Genomic DNA, 18,045 nt, shown 5'->3' with positions numbered 1-18,045 from the left:
GTATTTATCTCCCTTATATTCTTTCCGGTATTATTCCCGGTACTCTGCGCCGGATCTGATGATGGATTCTCTTACCAGAACATCCATTGCATCCATGCAGTCTGCCGGTACCTGATAATATTCTTTGAATACCGAAATCTCTGTGCATGCAAGAATTACTGCATCACAGCCTTTTGCCTTCAGATCATTATAGGCACGGTCAAATTTGTTCTTGTCTCCCGGCTTTCCTTTTTTGATATCATCATAGATCAGCGACATCACATCTTTCTGGCAGGCTTCTCCCGGAACTACCGGTGTGATTCCAAATTTTTCGCAGGCTCGGTGGTAAGTCTTTGCCTGCATCGTTCCATCTGTTCCCATGATCCCGATCTTCTTCACTTTTGGATGAGCCTCTACTACATATCTGACACTCTCCTCTACCATATTGATGATCGGAACACTTGTAGATTTCTGGATATCTTCCAGGAAATAGTGCGAGGTATTGCACGGAATCGCAATATTTTCCACTCCCAGCATCTCCAGATCTCTTGCGTCCTGTGTGATTGCTTTCAGAAACGGAAGCTTATTTCCTGTAAGGATTGCCTGTGTCCTGTCCGGCATTGTCGCATGACTTAAAATGATCATGTTGATATGCTCCTGATCACTCTCCGCCTTTGTCCTCGCGATCACTCTTGCATAATAAAAACTTGTCGCCTCCGGTCCCATTCCGCCGATAACACCTAATTTTTTCAGCATATCATTCTCCCTGTTTCAGCTTCTCTTAGCTGTAATATTTCTTAAAGTTACCAAACTGTCTGAGATGATTCTTCACCATAGCAAGATAACGTCTTGGTTTAAAATCACCTCTCTTAAATACCGGATTGACCATCTTCTTTTCCTTAAGAAGGCGTCTCATCTTCTCACGGTTTGCTTCTTCTTTGATATATTTGAAAGCAACTGCCTTCGGTACTGTCATCCAGAGATGTTCTTCTTTTGCAAATTCAAGCGGCAGTTCTTTTCCGTAAACATATTCTTCTACTACATATTTTGCAACATTGAATCCAGATCCTGTCACATAATAATTACTTCGTCCCTGGCGGGTGTTGATCTCGAAGAAACGGTATTTGCCATCACGCCTGTCATACTTGATATCAAAGTTGGAGAATCCTACATAGTGCAAATCTTCCAGCAGATTCTTCACCTTCATCATCAGCTCTTCGTTTGGCTCTGTGATGATAACTGCATGATTTCCAAGTCCGTGTGGTGTGTGTTCTTCCAGGAGTACATGTCCCAGACACATCATTTTAACTTTTCCATTCCGATCAGAATAAGAAGTCAGAACACGCATATATTCATCATTTCCCGGAATCATATCCTGGATGATCAGTTTATCTGTATAACCTGCCCCATAGATATCCCGAATTACTTTTTCCAGTTCTTTTCTGTCCTTGATCGTGTAGATCTTATTCTGGGTTGCAAACGGATGCTCCCAGTAAGAAATACTGTCAGACGGCTTTAAAATTACCGGGTACGGGAAATTCATCTCAAAATCCAGTCCCATGGACTGATCGTAAATAATCGTTCCCGGATAATCTACCCCATGCTTTTCGCACAACTTGTAGAAAGTCTCTTTCTGCTGCAGACTGTTCATCAGATCAAAATCGATATATGGTGCGATAATATTTTTCTCAAGCTCTGCCTTATGCTTACTGATCAGCGCCACATAACTGTCACCACATCCGATGAGCATAATCTTTTTGTCTTTATGCTTTTTTGCAAATCCATTGACTGTCTGAAGAAAATAATCGTCCGTATCAATCTTCGGATTCGGATGATATTCGATGATCTTACTTCCGTAACTCGGTCCTGTTGCAAACTTTCCAAATATATATGTCTTCACCTGATACTGCTCATAAAATGCGCGGGCAACACTGTAAGTATTGATATCTCCACCAAGCAGTACCGGAATAAATTCTCTGTCTTTAAATTCCATTGTTTAAAGAAGCTCCTTTCTATCCCCTTATATTTCTACATATCATCTCATTATACTCCAGGGATTCTTTAGGTGTCAAGGCATGGAAACAGCTCTGAAAGTTTCCCGGGAAATTTTCAGAACTGTTTCTTTTCATATTTCTTCTCTTTTTCTCTCTGCTCCAGAACACTGCCCCGTATCACCGCATCCGCCCCATACTTTCCGCGGATCTCTCCCATTGCCGCACTGAGCTTTTTCAGCTTTTCCATGCTCTTCTTCGGCTTCTCAGATTTCACCTCGAATTGCAGGTCAAACAGGCTTAACTGCTCCGGTTCATCTTCGTCCACAAGCTTCGCTGTGCGAACACCAAGCAATCTGATTGGCTTACCGTTCCACAGCTCATCGAACAGACTGCAGGCCGCCTCGTAGATCACCTGATCTGCACCGGATGCTCTGCCAAGCTGCTTCTGGTGAGATACATTCTGAAAATCACTGTAGCGGATTTCCACACTAACCATATTGGCTTTCTGCCCTGCTTTCCTTAGTCTCTTTCCCACACTTTCTGCCAGAGAAAATAGAACCTTTTTTGCATCCTCTGCCTTTTCCACATCTTTTGGAAGTGTGGTGGAATTACCGACACCCTTTGCTGCGGTCTCCTCGGATTGCACCTTCGCGTCACCGATTCCATTTGCAAATTCCCACAGCGTTCTCCCATGACTTTTCAAATGGAATTCCAGAAGCTTCGGATCTGTCTGCGCAAGCTCACCAATTGTCCGGATTTCCAGCTTTTCCAGAATCGCCACACTGGACTTTCCTGCCATAAAAAGCTCACTCACCGGAAGCGGCCACATTTTTTCCTTGACCTCTTCCGGGAAAAGAGTGTGGACACGGTTTGGCTTTTCAAAGTCTGATGCCATTTTTGCCAGAAGCTTGTTTGTCGAAATCCCCACATTCACGGTAAACCCAAACTTTTCATAAACCCGGGCTTTGATTTCATACGCAGCCTCCACCGGCGAAGAAAAGCGCTGTGCGATTCCGGTAAAATCCATATAGCACTCGTCCACACTGACCTGCTCGATTTCCGGTGTATAAGTTTTCAGGAAATCCATCAGTCTCCGGCTATACTCCCTGTACATCCTGTGATTTGGCGGATCCATGTGAAGATTCGGACACTTGCGGAACGCATTTACCACCGGCTCTCCCGTCCGGATGCCGAATTTCTTTGCCGACGGAGATTTCGCCAATACGATCCCATGGCGTGATTCTCTATCACCGCCGATGATCGCGGGGATCGTGCGGATATCCACATCGGCACCATTTTTCAGTTGTTCTACTGCCGTCCAACTAAGGTAGGCTGAATTGACATCTATATGGAAAATGATGTGTGACATTCCTGCTGTCTCCTCTCTGTAAATAATCGAGCAGGCTGACTCCTGCTCGATTTGTATACTTTGTACACCATCTCGCTTAACAGCCAGGTGATGTACATTCGACAAATGCAGATCCTTGTGCAAGCACAAATCTGCACTTGGCTCATCGTATACACAAAAAATACGGAATATGATATTCATTTTATCATATCCCGCATCCATTTTCATTATTTTATCTTTTATTTATCAAGCTTACCGCCGATTTCACTCCATCCACAGTTAAATACATATTGTGCAAATTCTTCCAGCTGCTTCTCATTATATAAACTTAAATCCATCGTTTTCAGCTTGGATTCTACTATTTTTTTGTTGTATCTCAGATCGGATACATATGAACAGTCCACTCTCTTTATCATATCATCAAATATATCTCTTTCCATATGTTCCCTCTTTTCTACATAATGTTAATTATGTTGTAATATAAATCGTCCAAACTCAGTCCAACTATATTCTAGTCTGTATTACAAAGACTGTCAACATTAAAAAACGTCACAAAAATACAAAACAGTCCTTTCACTTTAATTATGTAAAACATTTATTTTTTCCTTTTTATTTTCATATTTTCGAGTCAAAATACCTATATTGAAAACTACAACATAATTAACATTATGTCGTCATTCTACAAGCATCTCTAACATTTCCATGCTCTTTTTCCATTCCATAATTCCATCCGAAGCATAAATTCTTGTCACCTCGATACTGCTGTGTCCCAGAATATCCGCAAGCTGCAACAGATTTCCAGTAACCCTGTAAAAAATTCTTGCAAACATATGTCTGAAATTATGCGGAAATACTTTTTCGGTTTCCACCCCCGCACTTACTGCAAGCTGTTTTAATTCTCTCCATATATTCGACCGGTCTTTTTCATGACCCGATCTCGTTATAAACACATTTCCCTTTTGAATTTTGTTTTTTCTTATATAATACAACAGTCTTTTTCTCAACTGATCCGTTAAAATAACCGGTCTGTATTTTCCTTTATTCCACACCTTCACGATCCCTCTTTGAACACTATCAACTGAAAAATATCTTAGCTCACTGATCCGGATTCCTGTCCCTGCAAGCGTCTCCATAATCATTACAAGCTGTTCCTTTCCCTGCTCTTTTGCTTTCCGCACCAGTTTGATATAATCGGATTTCTGCAGTTCTCTTTCCATCATCTTTGAATTACAGCCCTGTACACGGACTCTGCGGAGCTTCCATTTTCCAAGCCCAACGGCAAGTAAATACTGATTCAGTGCCACAAGCATCGAATTTACACTGCTTACTGCATAATGCTGCATCAGCCACTCCCGGTAAGCAAGCAGAAGTTCCTTATCTATTTCTTCCGCTTCTGCTGCATAGGAATAAAAAGTCGTTACATCTGTCATATATTTCTTCTTTGTTGCCTCCGATGCTTCCCGCTCGATCAAATACTTCATAAAGATTTCTTTTTCAAATTTCATTCCGCTCATAATGTGTCCTCCTAGTTTTTTCTCTTTACTCACATTATTTCACAGATCTGAAATTTTATTAACCGAAAAAGCAGTAGGACAAAACCTTTTTTCATTGTCCTACTGCTCATATCCATTTATTTTCCTTATCTTATACTTCTCTTAAGTGCTGCTTGATCCTTGCTGTAAGTTTTCCATCCACATTATCGATCAGGATCGTATCTCCGCTGCCAACATTTCCTTCCAGGATCAGTTTAGCTGCCTCGGTTTCAACATTCTTCTGAAGATATCTCTTCAATGGTCTTGCACCATAGGTCGGATCATATCCGCCTTCCACTACAAGCTGTTTGGCTGCTTCGGTAAGCTCGATCCTCAGTTCTTTATCTGCAAGCCGTTTATTGATATCATTGACAAGCAGGCTGATGATAGAGTAGACATTATCTTTCGTCAGCGGACGGAACATAATCGTCTCATCCAGACGGTTCAGAAATTCCGGTCTGAAATGTGCTCTCAGATCATTCATGACCATCTCCTCTGCCTCTGGTTTGATATCGCCATTTTCATCAATACCATCCAGCAGATAAGAAGATCCGATGTTCGATGTCATGATCAGGATCGTATTCTTGAAATCAACGGTACGTCCCTGCGAGTCCGTGATACGTCCGTCATCCAGTACCTGCAGAAGTACGTTAAATACATCCGGATGTGCTTTTTCTACTTCATCGAAAAGCACTACGGAATACGGTTTTCTGCGAACGGCTTCCGTAAGCTGACCGCCCTCATCATATCCGACATATCCCGGAGGCGCTCCGATCAGACGGGACACAGAATATTTCTCCATGTACTCACTCATATCGATACGCACCATATTGTTCTCATCATCAAACAGATTCTCGGCAAGTGCTTTTGCAAGCTCTGTTTTACCTACACCTGTAGGTCCAAGAAAGAGGAAGGAACCAATCGGCTTAGTCGGATCTTTGATTCCTGCTTTGGAACGGATGATTGCATCGGTTACTTTCGTAACGCCTTCGTCCTGTCCGATGACACGTTTGTGAAGTTCATCTGCAAGGTGCAGTGTCTTGCTTCTCTCGCTTTCGTTTAATTTTGCAACCGGAATACCAGTCCAGCGGGAAATAATCTTGGCAATCTCATCATCGGTAACACTTTCATGAACCAGTGACAGATCTTCATCTTTTACCTTTGCTTCCTCTTCTTCCAGCTGTTTCTGCAACTGTGGAAGACGTCCGTACTGAAGCTCTGCTGCCTTGTTCAGATCATAACTCCTCTGAGCTGCTTCGATTTCACGGTTCAGCTGTTCAATCTGCTCACGGATCTTCTGTACATGTTCAACAGAATGTTTTTCGTTATCCCACTGTGCTTTCTGCTTTGCGAATTTTTCCCGTTCTTCGGCAAGTTCTTCCTGCAGTTTCTGCAGTCTTTCCTTGCTCAGTCGGTCATCCTCTTTCTTCAAAGCGGCTTCTTCAATCTCCAGCTGCATGATCTTACGGTTCAGTTCATCCAGCTCTGTCGGCATAGAATCCAGCTCTGTCTTAATGGATGCACATGCTTCATCAACCAGGTCGATTGCCTTATCCGGAAGGAAACGGTCTGAAATATAACGGTTACTCAGAGTAACCGCCGCAACCAGTGCGCTGTCTGTGATCTTGACACCATGGAATACTTCATAACGCTCTTTCAATCCACGAAGGATAGAAATGGCATCCTCAACTGAAGGCTCATCCACCATAACCGGCTGGAAACGACGTTCCAGAGCGGCATCCTTTTCGATATACTGGCGATACTCATCCAGAGTTGTCGCACCAATACAATGCAGCTCACCACGGGCAAGCATTGGTTTTAACATATTTCCGGCGTCCATTGCACCGTCTGACTTTCCGGCACCTACAATGGTATGCAGCTCATCGATAAACAGGATGATGTTTCCATCACTGTTCTTGACTTCTTCCAGAACTGCTTTCAGACGCTCTTCAAATTCACCACGATACTTGGCACCTGCAACCAGTGCTCCCATATCCAGTGCAAATACTTTTTTATCTTTCAAAGCTTCCGGTACATCACCACGCACGATACGCTGTGCCAGACCTTCTACTGCTGCTGTCTTACCTACACCAGGTTCACCGATCAGAACCGGGTTGTTCTTTGTCTTACGTGACAGGATACGGATCACATTCCGGATCTCTGCATCACGTCCGATGACCGGATCCAGCTTCTGCTCCATGGCTTTTTCTACCAGATCTTCCCCGTATTTGTTCAAGGTATCATAAGTAGCTTCCGGATTATCACTGGTTACTCGCTGATTACCTCTTACCGAAGAAAGTACCTGAAGGAAGCTTTCCCTTGTGATTCCAAGTTCCTTCATCATACCTTTGATCTCACGGTTCGCATATTTCAGAAGTGCGAGGAACAGATGCTCAACCGATACATATTCATCACCCATCTGCTTTGCCTCATCCTCACCATGGATCAGCACATTATTCAGATTCTGACCAATATACATCTGACCGCCCTGTACCTTCGGACGCTTCCGTAAAAGCTCTTCCACACGATTCATCATCGTCTCTTTTGTAATGCCCATCTTCTCAATCAGCTTGAGAATCAGGCTGTCATCTATTGTAAGCAAAGAATACAGAAGATGTTCCTGTTCAATTTCCTGGTTGCCATAATCTGCCGCAATCTTTTCAAGGTTCTGTACTGCTGCCATAGAACTTTGTGTAAATTTATTGATATTCATAACATGAGTCCCTCCTTTGCCTTGCTATCTTTGTTCTACTCGAACTATAGCACTTGTTGTTAGCACTGTCAAGAGTCGAGTGCTAAATCTATACAAATTTTTACTTCCCTGTCAAATCATCGAACTCATTTTCTGAGTCCCATCTATATGAAACGCCCCGGATCCTTTATCTTCCTCCGGCAGCGGCTTTCTTATATTCCATCAGTTTCTGTCTTGCTTCTGCATTTAAATGTCTCGGAACCTGAATTTGTACCGTTACATACTGATCACCATGGACATTTGCATCCTTCATGGAAACGATTCCTTTTCCTCTTAAACGAATCCTGCTTCCTGACTGTGTTCCTTCTTTAATCTTGCACATCACATCACCATACAGGGTATGCACCCTTGCTTCTCCACCAAACACAGCCGTTGTATAAGGAATGCTGACCGTTGTATAAACATCCATACCTTTTCGTTCATATCCGGCTTTTGGCTGAACAGTTACTTTCAGAAGCAGATCTCCTACACCGCCTTTTCCGGTTCCAGGCATCCCTTTTCCACGAAGTCTTATACTCTTTCCACTGTCAATTCCTGCCGGAATATGCACCTCAAGTGTCTGCGCCTTTCCGCTCTGATCCTGCAGAGTAATTCTTTTATCACATCCAAATGCTGCCTCATCAAATGTAACAGATACACTGGCATTCAGATCCTGTCCTTTCTGATCAAAGCCTGCTGACCCGTGACCGCCAAATCCTCCGAAGCCACCAAATCCGGATCCATCGTCATAGAAACTGCTTCTGTGAAAGCCATGACCTCCGAAACCATCTGTGCTTTTACTGCTGCTTCCATGGAAGATATCTTTAAACATATCTCCGAAAATATCATCTGCATTTCCTGTAAAATGATACTCCTGATATCCTCCAGGACCACTTTTGAATCCCTGGAAACCATTTCCAAATCCACTGCCCTGATAGCTGCCTCCTGCAGACTGGTCAAATGCGGCGTGTCCAAACTGGTCATACATCTTCTTCTTTTCCGGATCACTCAGTACTGAATAGGCTTCTGTTACTTCTTTGAATTTCTTTTCTGCATCCGGATTTCCGGCATTGGTATCCGGATGATACTTCTTTGCCATCTTCCGGTAAGCTTTTTTGATTGTCTTCTCATCTGCATTCTTTGCTACTCCGAGCACCTCGTAGTAATCCCGCTTTGCTGCCATGTTCTGTCACCTCCTGCCTGTAAAACACCCCGGAGATTGCTCTCCGGGGGAAATTTATCTTCTATATTAACCTTCAATTGTGATATATTTCTTCTCTTCTACCGCTGGTTTTGCTTCTTTTTTCGGAACAAAGAGTTTCAGAATACCATGTTTAAATTCTGCTTTGATATCTTCTTCTGTGATATCTTCACCAACATAGTAACTTCTCTGACATGCTCCTGCGTAACGTTCACGGCGGATATACCTGCCGGTTTCTTTCTCCTGTTCATCCTGATCAAGACCTTTCGCCGCACTGACTGTCAGATAACCATCTTTCAATTCTGCAGTAACTTCATCTTTCTTGAACCCTGGAAGATCAATCTCAAGTTCATATCCATCTTTCATTTCCTTGATATCTGTCTTCATCAGATTATTCGCATGATGTCCATAGAGCTTCTTTTCTGCTCTGTTCTCTGCTTTATCTGCATATCCGTAAAACGGAAATCCAAACCAATCATCATCAAATAAATTATTATTAAAAATACTAGGCATTAACATAAGTCCTGTCTCCTTTCAAACACTCATAATACGTTCGGAACACTTTCTGGCGAACCTTTCTTTTCGTTCCCCTTCCTTTGTTCTATCTGTACTATAGCACGCATTATTAGCACTGTCAAGCATTGAGTGCTAATATTTTTGTTATTTTTTTGCAAACCCTTTAAAATCAATGGTTTGCAGTATCTTATTTCTTTTGAAATTGTGATTTTTTCTGTTTTGACACCAATTTGACACCAATTTTTCTTTTTAGGGTGTCAAGCATTTAACACCATATTATCCAGCCTTGCAATCTCATTTTCAATCCTTGTCAGCTCTCCAATATGGTTATACACTTCCATTGTTACATCTATATGGGCGTGTCCCATAATATATTGAAGAACTTTTACGTCCATACGGCACTCTGCCATTCTGGTACAAGCTGTGTGACGCATTACATGAGCTGAAAACTTCGGTAACAGTTCTGCTTTCCTATGCTCTTTTTTTGCTCTCTCTACTTCGGTTTTGTTATATGCGTCTACAATGTTATATAAAACACTATTTACGCCATTCGGCATAAGCGGTCTGCCCGATTTCGCTGTAAAGACAAACCCTGAATACCCGTCCACCTCAATGCTCTTATCCTTTGCAAGCATAAAATTGATTTTCCTTTGTTCCTCAAAGGCTTTTGCAACTTCTTGTGTCATAGGTATAATACGAATACCCGACTCCGTTTTTGGTGTTGAGATATGGAACTTGCAACCGTCGCCTAAATTCTTATAAATGAGCTGGTGGTCTACATTAACCGTTTTTGCCTTGATGTTTATATCTTTCCATGTAAGACCAATAAGCTCCCCACACCTTAACCCCGTACCAATCATTATGGTAAACATGGGATAATATGTGTTATAGACATTGCTCTGTTTTACAAACTCCATAAACTTTTCTTGTTGAGAAACAGTTAAGGCTTCTTTTTCCTCTGCTGGTTTTCCATAATCGCTAATGGAACTTTTTGCAGGGTTCTTTCGGATAATATCATCATCAACAGCCATTTCTAATGCAGGATAAAGCAGGTTGTGAATATACTTGATTGTAGAATAAGCATATCCAGCTTTGGAAAGTTTCGCATAATACGCTTTAATATGTGAGGGTAAAAGTTGAACAACTTTAATATTTCCAATCTCGTCTTTTACTCTGTTTTCCCAAGCACGAACATAACTAACTCTTGTAGTATCAGCCAGCTCACGAGTTGCCATATAACGCTCAAACAACGTGTTAAGCGTCATTTTTTTGATTGCTCCGTCTGTCAATATATTATCTTCCATATCTTTTGCAATCTGCTTCTCTTTTTCTCGAAGCTCTGGTAAATCTTGTGCATAGACTGTCAATCTCTTGCCTGTTCTTACATCTGTATAACGATAACTGTATCTTCCATCATTACGCCAGTTTTCGCCCTCTCTTAATTTTCTTCCTTTTGGGTCTTTTCTACTAATTGCCATGAGAACCATTCCTTTCTGAAAAAGCCTCTTTTCTTGTTCTCACAGCGTGCTTTGTCCTTTCTTATTATACTACACACGCCAGAGAACATAAATAGAAAATCGTTCTATTCTTCCAAATATAGCAAGTATTTCTTGACTTTTTCTATGGAATAAAGAACCCTGCGACCTATCACAATTTTTGCTCCTGCCTGCTCGCCAATCTTTCTTGCAGTAGCACGACCACAAGATAACATAGCAGACAGTCCCTCTATATCAACAGCAATCGGTTGTTCCGTTGCTCTTATTTTCGTTTTATTCATATTCCAACACCTTACCTCGCTGGAACATCACATCATTTAACACATCAGTCTTTAACATAATGTAACACCCCCTTTATTGTGTGTCTATTTATAAGTTACAGAAGCAGGCAGACGGCTTTGGAAAGCTCCGTTAGTATCTCAACTATTCCCATTCTTGTGGGCAGAACCGCACCATGCGGACGTATCATTATTCTGTGAGGATAGGTCGTGGCAAAACGACTTTTCCAACAGTCGCTCTCGGATCACTGCGTGGGTCGCTCGCTTTCTTTTGAAAAGGTCGTGGCGTACAGTCCCCGTGGCTCGCTATCTCACAAACGTATCTGTCTGCTTTATTCAGTTGTCAAAGAGCTGTGGCGAAAGCGTGTTGCTTTCATGTAAAAGCAGGTGCAGAGCAGGAAAGAGGGGGATTGAACAAATCATGCTCTGCGGTTACTGCTTGTTATTCTTCTTCGATTTCTAAGGCAATATCAAACCCTAAAATCATTTTAATAAGTGCTTCTCTGATAAGTCCCTTTAACTCCATATCTACAACAATATAAACATTGCCGTATTCATCATAGAGTGGACGCAGACAGCACTTTGATATGTACGGGTCATAAAATGCCAGTATCTTTTCAATCGCTTTTTCGTCCCCGCCCATTGCTTGTGAAAGCAAATAGTAGGACGGCTTCTTAAATGTTTGCTTCATTTTACTGTTTCTCCTTTAGTAATTTTTTCATAAGTGCCAATGAATTATGTCGATTTTGGAATACACCGCTTCTGGAAATATTCTGCTTTTTTGCAATTTCTTCGTTGTTCATTTCCAAGAAGTAATACATCAGCAAAGTTTCACGGTTACGCTCGGACAACTGTTTCAAGGCTTCTGCCAATTCATCATCATAGACACGAATATCATTACCGCATACGTTGAAAATCGTATAGTCCGTATCATAGTCGTCCCAGACAGCCAGATTTTCTACAACGATTTCTGGAAGTTCACAAAAGAGTGTTTCTTCCTTTTGTCGTCGTTTTAATTTCTTCTGATAGTCCTTAACAACATGTCGGACAACTTTCTTCAAACAACTTTCAAAACGGCATTGAACTGTTTTCTGGAAGTCAGACGGTTTCATCAATCTCACCCCCTTTCCGTTACGACGTGAAAAGTGGTTATCCCTCTTTCCACACCATATAGGGAACGGCAGGTGTGATTTGTTAAGTTGAGAACTCAAAAAAGCCAAAATTTTTCCAGAATGAAAAAAGCCCGCACAAAACAGACTGTTTGCACGAGCAAATGAATTTATATATCTAATTAACGATTTTATTGATTGCTTTTTCCATTTATAGCCGATAAATTTCTTTAAAACATTCCATGAAACATACTCCCTAATTTACACATCAAAATTATTTTCCAAAATCATAAAGTATATTTCTAAATAATTTCTAAATGTACCATAGACTTCTTTGTTTCATGTGGATAGCATAAAAACCTTATGGTACAATATCTAATTAAAGGAGATGAAATCACATGAATAAAATTGCTATTATTGAAGATGATATAGACATTTGCAATATGATTGCAAAATTCTTAGAAAATAATAAATATATCGTTCATTATGCCTTGAATGGTGCAGAGGGAATAGAATTATGTAAATCGCTTGTTCCAGATTTAATAATACTTGATATTATGTTACCGAAGTTAAATGGAAATGATGTATTGCAGCGATTGCGTAAATTTACAAATGCTCCTGTCATTGTTGTTTCCGCAAAAACAATGGTACAGACAAAAATAGATTTATTAAAATTAGGTGCTGATGATTATATGACTAAGCCTTTTGACCTGCATGAGCTTCTTGCTCGTATTAAGGCAAATTTGAAAAGGACTTCAAATACGTCCTGCCAAAATGATACTTTGACATATAGAGATATCGAAATCAATAACTCTCTAGTTTATATCAAAGAGGTATTAGTATCTTTTACATCAACCGAGTTAAAGATTTTAAGACTATTATTGCAATATCCGCAAAAAATTTTTTCAAAGCAAAATTTATATGAATCCATTTGGAATGAAACTTATGCTTATGATGATGATACGATAAATACCCATATTAGTCATATTCGTAAAAAAATCAAGGCAATTACAAATGAAGATTATATACAAACCATTTGGGGAATCGGTTATAAAATTAAATGACTTTAGATTTTCTTTAGACTTATCAGATATAGTGGCATAGAAAGGAGTGTTTAGAATGACAAAATTTATATGCGAAACAAAAAATCTAAGCAAAAAATATAAAGATTTCTATGCTTTAAAGAATGTGAACTTAACTATTCCAAAAGGAGAAATCTACGGTCTTGTAGGCGAAAATGGGGCAGGAAAAACAACTCTAATCCGATTATTAACGGGACTTAATTTTAAGAGTGAGGGAGAAATAATCCTGTTTGGACATACAGATAATCTGCAATATGAAAGGACAAAAATCGGTTGCACGATTGAAATGCCTGCATTATACAAGGATATGACAGCTTCACAAAATTTAGAGGTGCAAAGAATACAGCGTGGTATTCCAAACAAAGAGTGTATTGCCGATACTTTAGAGTTGATAGGTTTATCCAATGCTGGCAAAAAAAGAGTGGCAAACTTTTCTTTAGGAATGAAACAAAGGCTTGCTTTAGGTGTTGCATTATTAGGTGAGCCAGAATTTTTGATTTTGGACGAACCCGTCAACGGACTTGATCCAACGGGAATTATTGAATTAAGAGAACTTCTTAAAAAATTAGTAAAAGAACGAGAGGTAACGATTTTAATATCCAGCCATATATTAAGTGAATTACATCAGCTTGCTACCTGTTACGGATTTCTTCATAAAGGAGAACTTTTGAAACAAATTTCTGCCGAAGAATTGAACGAAGAATGTAAACGCCATATTTGTTTAAGGACTGATAATATCCAAAAAACCACTCTTTTATTAGAGCAAAAGGGAAATATTAACAATTACTCCGTTTACCCCGATAATTCTATTCGGATATACGAGTGCTTAGATAATGTAAGAATGATTTCTAAATTACTATCCAGTAATGGAGTTATTATTGATGAAATTTCTGTGCAAGGAGAAAATTTGGAAACATACTTTGAAAATCTAATAGGGGGACGAAAAAATGTTTAATCAAATAAGAGCAGAATTTTATAAGTTATTTCATACAAAGGCATTGTACTTAACCTTTGCTTTGATTTTAGCAGTCTTTGGAATTTTCTCCATAGGCGGTCAGCAACAATTTGTGGCATCAAGTTCAAGTTTAGACGAAACATGGAAAATAGGAGAAACTGTTGGATTTCTTGCTCGTGCTTATAGCGATACAGCACACCCATTGATTGAAGAAATAATAAGGACAGCCACATCTTATACTGTATTTTTCTGGCTGATTGTTCTTATATTTTCTGTTATTTTCTTTTCAAGAGAATATACGGATTCAACAATTAAAATTGCAATCGCAAGCGGACAAAGCCGAATTAAGTTTTTTGTTGCGAAATATATTGTGATTTCGATTACCAGTATATTTCTATACTTTTCATTTATTATGATTGCATTTATAATAGAATGTGCGAAATTTAATATTCCAATACAACTGTTTCCAATGCTGAAAATTGCAGGACTAAATTGTATGATTATGGGAGCGTTTATCGGAATTACACTTATGTTATGTGTAATATTCAAACATACGGCAATCGTTGTAGGTGCTATGTCATTGTTTACATTTAGCGGACCGCTTATCTATATGATGACATGGGATAATATGTCAACTCAATCATGGAGAGTTCTAACATACTTAAAAATAAATCCTATGTATTACTGGATGAATACCTGTTCTTATAATATGATAAATAATTTAGAAATCAATATTTTGATTTATTTCGTGGGAACTGTAATTATTACATTTCTTGTTTCAGCATTTATACTAAGAAAGCAAGAAATACGCTAATCATAACAGAAAGGGGAAATGCGAATATGTTATATTTCTTATTGATTTGCTTTATCTTCATATTAGCATTTTCCTTATTCTCTATTATCAGAACAATTCGCAACATAAATAAGCAAATAAAGCAACAACGGAAAATACGAGTATCTTTATCAAATAGGGACATTGAAGAATTAGCTTATGCAATCAATCAAAAAGATAATCTACATAAAAAATTACAGGTTCAAATTAAGCAGGAAGAAGAACAGTTAAAACAGTCTATATCTAATATAAGCCACGATTTAAGAACACCTTTGACATCTATACAAGGCTATTTAACACTTCTGCAAGAATGTGAAGATAAACAGGAACAAGGACAATACATTAAAATCATTAAGGCAAAAACAGATTATCTCACGGATTTAGTACAAGAGTTTTATGATTTATCTGTGATAGAAAATGAGCAAGTTGATGTTGAATGTGAGCGTGTTGACATAAATAGAATTGTTACAGATTGCTTAATTGAAAAGTATTATGAATTTGGAGAAATCCAACCAACCATTCAAACAGAAAATACTCCTGTATGGATATATGGAAATAACCTTATCTGTAAACGAATTATTGAAAATTTAATTGTAAATGCACTTCGTTATTCAGATAATTACATTGAAGTTTCTATCAATCAAAAAGGAGTGTTCACAATTAAAAATTCAACAAAATCCCTTGATGATATTGATGTAAACTTATTATTTAACAAGTTTTATACTGTTGATAAATCACGCACCAAAGGAAGTTCTGGTCTGGGCTTGTATATTGTAAAGGAATTGCTGAAAAAGATTGACGGTAAAATTGAAAATGTAAGTTACGAAAAAAATATTTTGTCTATTAGCATTTGTTTTCCCTTGTATAATGATAAAAAGTTACTGTGATCAGAACATCTGAATACAGTAACTTTTTTTAGTAGCTTTAACTCTCTTTTATAAGTTTTTCAAAATATTCTCTTTTCTTCTCTGGAAGTTGATTTAAAAATTCTTCCAGCCATTTTTCTTCTTCTTCCAAAATTCCCTCGTCCTCATAATACTCTGGGTATTCTAAATATATTTCATGTTCTCTTTCTTCTCGTTCTTCGTCAGCTTGTGCTAAGTCCATATATTTTCCAATAAGGATTTGAAGATATTGACTATATCCAAGAGAACCCACTAAATAAGTAATTCGTTCATAGTCTTTTAATGTCATTTCTCTCTTTCCAGTTAAAAGGTCATAGTCGTAAGAAGAACAAACTTCCAAAAATTCCTGTTCCTGCGTTTCTGCTTTTTTCATTGTTCACGCTCCGTATTTACTAAAATTTTAAATTCTTGCTAACTACACAAATAAATTCTTCTGGACTGGGTATCTTATTTCCAAATAAACGTTGAAATTCCGCTTGCTTGTTTGGGTCATTACTATTTCTAGCTTCATCAATAGCATACTGCATTTCTCTGCGAATTTCAGATACCGAACAGCCATTTGTTTTAGCCATTCTTTTTATAAGCTCTTTGCTATCCTTTTTACGAAATCTTAACATATAGACATACCCCCTTTGCATTTATATTCTTCCATATTTTAAACTTTTTAGCCTGGATATATACTGAAAGAATTGTTCATTTACACAGAGTATTATATTACACTCTGTGAATGGTTACAATATAAAAAAGCAGGAAAGGAGAGGAAACTGTGGAAGTTGATTACAAAGCAATCGGACAGCGTATTAAAATTGCAAGAATTAAAAAGGGCGTAACACAAGAAACCGTTGCCGACCTTATAGACATTACACCAGCTCACATGAGTAATGTAGAAACAGGAAAAACAAAAGTCAGTTTACCAACCTTGATTGCGATTGCCAATGCACTTTCTGTATCAGTCGATACTCTTTTATGCGATAATGTGATTGCTTCTAAAATCATTTTTGAAAAAGAAGCAAAAGATATTTTTTCAGACTGTGATGAATACGAAGTACGTTTCTTAGTAGATTTAATGAAGTCCGCTAAAATAGCGTTTCGTAAAGACAAGGATATACGCAATCAATTTCAAAAATAACCGTAGCTGTAAGGCACATAAATGTGTATTACAGGCTACGGTCTTTTTATATCATTTATCCTACAATCTTCCAGTTACTATCTTTTTGTAACACAAGCTCATACTGCGATACCTGCGTTGCCTTTGTCTGATTATCAAGGAATTTCACAGCAACCTTGACTTTCACATTGTCCCCGTCCTTTGTAAAGATAGGGTTTACCAATTCAGAATAAAGGTAGTCCCTGCCGATAGGTTCAATCACATTTCCAGCTACATAGTAGGCAAGCTCTTTTTCTGTGGCTGTTGGGTACAGCTTAAAGAATGTTTCCAGAAATGCGGTAGCGTCGTTTACGGTATCAGCGTCCACGCTTGCGTCTGCTTCTGGTGTCTTAGGCTCATAGTCTGATTTTTCGATTGCTGGTGCAAGGGTAGGGTTCTGAACGATTACCATATCCCCGTCAGCGTCCACATGGACTTTTACGGTATAGGTTGCCTTGACATTGCTTGTCTGTTCTCCCTCTTTTATCTGCTGATCTACTTCGTAGGTAGCAGAAAAAGTGTCCGTTCCCGATTGCTCGATATGCCATACAATCACATCTGTAACTGTGGAGCTGGTCGGTATGTCGGTTCTGATTGTATCAACATTCAAGTCCTGCAATTCCTTTGTCAGATAACCGTTGATTGCCTGCGTTCTTGCTTCAATCGCTTCTTTGCTGTTATTCCATGTGTAATAGGACTTCGCAAAGTTCTTCACGAAATTTTCTATCCCGTTGGTGTCCTGCAAGCGAAGTTCAATGATTTCTTTTTCATGGGTGGTGTGCTGGTCGATAGCGGTAAAATTTTTATATACCCCAAAGCTCACGCTTGCGAGAAGCACCACCCACAACGCAATCACGGTTTTCTGATGTGTGCCTACCTTGACAGTACGCACCTTTTTTTCTTTGACATTTTCTGTCTGTTTCTTATTCTTCTTAAACAT

General features: G+C 39.1%; 20 protein-coding genes. 5 read left to right on the top strand and 15 right to left on the bottom strand.

Going from position 1 to position 18,045, the window contains the following annotated elements; all coding sequences use genetic code 11:
- Positions 1 to 30: 30 nt before the first annotated feature.
- From PGW42_RS09145 to PGW42_RS09090, 12 genes are all read right to left on the bottom strand, one after another.
- A complete protein-coding gene (locus PGW42_RS09145) occupies positions 31 to 735 on the bottom strand; it encodes an aspartate/glutamate racemase family protein (RefSeq protein ID WP_008370818.1) in 705 nt (234 codons plus the stop codon).
- 25 nt (positions 736 to 760) lie between these two features.
- Positions 761 to 1,972, bottom strand: coding sequence for a carboxylate--amine ligase (locus PGW42_RS09140; protein WP_055297612.1), 1,212 nt, complete (start codon positions 1,970 to 1,972; stop codon positions 761 to 763).
- Positions 1,973 to 2,088: 116 nt separating this feature from the next.
- Complete coding sequence (locus tag PGW42_RS09135) at positions 2,089 to 3,342, bottom strand: Y-family DNA polymerase (RefSeq protein WP_173692595.1); 1,254 nt, start codon at positions 3,340 to 3,342, stop codon at positions 2,089 to 2,091.
- A gap of 218 nt (positions 3,343 to 3,560) precedes the next feature.
- Positions 3,561 to 3,761 carry a hypothetical protein gene (locus tag PGW42_RS09130; RefSeq protein ID WP_173826095.1) on the bottom strand — a complete coding sequence of 67 codons (201 nt, stop codon included), beginning with the start codon at positions 3,759 to 3,761 and terminating at the stop codon, positions 3,561 to 3,563.
- A 234-nt stretch (positions 3,762 to 3,995) separates the two neighbouring features.
- Positions 3,996 to 4,835 (bottom strand): tyrosine-type recombinase/integrase, encoded by an 840-nt coding sequence (locus PGW42_RS09125; protein ID WP_055246337.1) that lies wholly within the window; start codon positions 4,833 to 4,835, stop codon positions 3,996 to 3,998.
- A gap of 130 nt (positions 4,836 to 4,965) precedes the next feature.
- Positions 4,966 to 7,566 carry an ATP-dependent chaperone ClpB gene (gene clpB, locus PGW42_RS09120; protein WP_270203262.1) on the bottom strand — a complete coding sequence of 867 codons (2,601 nt, stop codon included), beginning with the start codon at positions 7,564 to 7,566 and terminating at the stop codon, positions 4,966 to 4,968.
- Positions 7,567 to 7,732: 166 nt separating this feature from the next.
- The gene (locus PGW42_RS09115) at positions 7,733 to 8,767 is read right to left on the bottom strand and encodes a DnaJ C-terminal domain-containing protein (RefSeq protein WP_270203261.1); all 1,035 of its coding nucleotides are present in this window, start codon (positions 8,765 to 8,767) and stop codon (positions 7,733 to 7,735) included.
- Positions 8,768 to 8,833: 66 nt separating this feature from the next.
- Positions 8,834 to 9,304, bottom strand: coding sequence for an Hsp20/alpha crystallin family protein (locus PGW42_RS09110; protein ID WP_008370865.1), 471 nt, complete (start codon positions 9,302 to 9,304; stop codon positions 8,834 to 8,836).
- A gap of 254 nt (positions 9,305 to 9,558) precedes the next feature.
- A complete protein-coding gene (locus PGW42_RS09105) occupies positions 9,559 to 10,779 on the bottom strand; it encodes a tyrosine-type recombinase/integrase (protein WP_117536952.1) in 1,221 nt (406 codons plus the stop codon).
- 104 nt (positions 10,780 to 10,883) lie between these two features.
- Positions 10,884 to 11,078, bottom strand: coding sequence for a hypothetical protein (locus PGW42_RS09100; protein ID WP_004614488.1), 195 nt, complete (start codon positions 11,076 to 11,078; stop codon positions 10,884 to 10,886).
- A gap of 439 nt (positions 11,079 to 11,517) precedes the next feature.
- On the bottom strand, positions 11,518 to 11,766 hold the full coding sequence (locus tag PGW42_RS09095; RefSeq protein ID WP_117536951.1) for a helix-turn-helix domain-containing protein: 249 nt from the start codon (positions 11,764 to 11,766) through the stop codon (positions 11,518 to 11,520).
- A gap of 1 nt (position 11,767) precedes the next feature.
- Positions 11,768 to 12,187 carry an RNA polymerase sigma factor gene (locus PGW42_RS09090; protein ID WP_015552791.1) on the bottom strand — a complete coding sequence of 140 codons (420 nt, stop codon included), beginning with the start codon at positions 12,185 to 12,187 and terminating at the stop codon, positions 11,768 to 11,770.
- A 395-nt stretch (positions 12,188 to 12,582) separates the two neighbouring features.
- Here PGW42_RS09090 and PGW42_RS09085 point away from each other — a divergent pair, with 395 nt between their 5' ends.
- The 4 genes from PGW42_RS09085 to PGW42_RS09070 are packed head-to-tail and all read left to right on the top strand — an operon-like array spanning position 12,583 to position 15,940.
- Positions 12,583 to 13,248: a response regulator transcription factor gene (locus tag PGW42_RS09085; RefSeq protein WP_117536950.1), complete on the top strand. Its 666-nt coding sequence runs from the start codon at positions 12,583 to 12,585 to the stop codon at positions 13,246 to 13,248.
- 55 nt (positions 13,249 to 13,303) lie between these two features.
- Entirely contained in the window at positions 13,304 to 14,221 is a 918-nt protein-coding gene (locus tag PGW42_RS09080) for an ABC transporter ATP-binding protein (protein WP_117536949.1), read from the top strand.
- Positions 14,214 to 15,035, top strand: coding sequence for an ABC transporter permease (locus PGW42_RS09075; RefSeq protein WP_117536948.1), 822 nt, complete (start codon positions 14,214 to 14,216; stop codon positions 15,033 to 15,035). Before PGW42_RS09080 ends, PGW42_RS09075 begins: the two co-directional genes overlap by 8 nt.
- A gap of 26 nt (positions 15,036 to 15,061) precedes the next feature.
- Complete coding sequence (locus PGW42_RS09070; RefSeq protein WP_117536947.1) at positions 15,062 to 15,940, top strand: sensor histidine kinase; 879 nt, start codon at positions 15,062 to 15,064, stop codon at positions 15,938 to 15,940.
- A 37-nt stretch (positions 15,941 to 15,977) separates the two neighbouring features.
- On the opposite strand, the gene PGW42_RS09065 is transcribed toward PGW42_RS09070, so the two are convergent.
- Both PGW42_RS09065 and PGW42_RS09060 read right to left on the bottom strand, forming a co-directional pair.
- Entirely contained in the window at positions 15,978 to 16,331 is a 354-nt protein-coding gene (locus PGW42_RS09065) for a stathmin-1-A (protein ID WP_117536946.1), read from the bottom strand.
- A gap of 19 nt (positions 16,332 to 16,350) precedes the next feature.
- Positions 16,351 to 16,575, bottom strand: coding sequence for a sporulation initiation factor Spo0A C-terminal domain-containing protein (locus tag PGW42_RS09060; protein ID WP_117536945.1), 225 nt, complete (start codon positions 16,573 to 16,575; stop codon positions 16,351 to 16,353).
- Positions 16,576 to 16,724: 149 nt separating this feature from the next.
- Here PGW42_RS09060 and PGW42_RS09055 point away from each other — a divergent pair, with 149 nt between their 5' ends.
- Complete coding sequence (locus PGW42_RS09055; RefSeq protein WP_114091354.1) at positions 16,725 to 17,087, top strand: helix-turn-helix domain-containing protein; 363 nt, start codon at positions 16,725 to 16,727, stop codon at positions 17,085 to 17,087.
- A 55-nt stretch (positions 17,088 to 17,142) separates the two neighbouring features.
- Here the strand turns inward: PGW42_RS09055 and PGW42_RS09050 are convergent, their stop codons facing one another.
- Entirely contained in the window at positions 17,143 to 18,045 is a 903-nt protein-coding gene (locus tag PGW42_RS09050) for a conjugal transfer protein (RefSeq protein WP_117536944.1), read from the bottom strand.

Source organism: Coprococcus sp. TM115-187, assembly GCF_027679115.1.
Taxonomy (GTDB): Bacteria; Bacillota; Clostridia; order Lachnospirales; family Lachnospiraceae; genus Allocoprococcus; species Allocoprococcus comes.
This window is presented reverse-complemented; position numbering and strand designations above follow the sequence as displayed.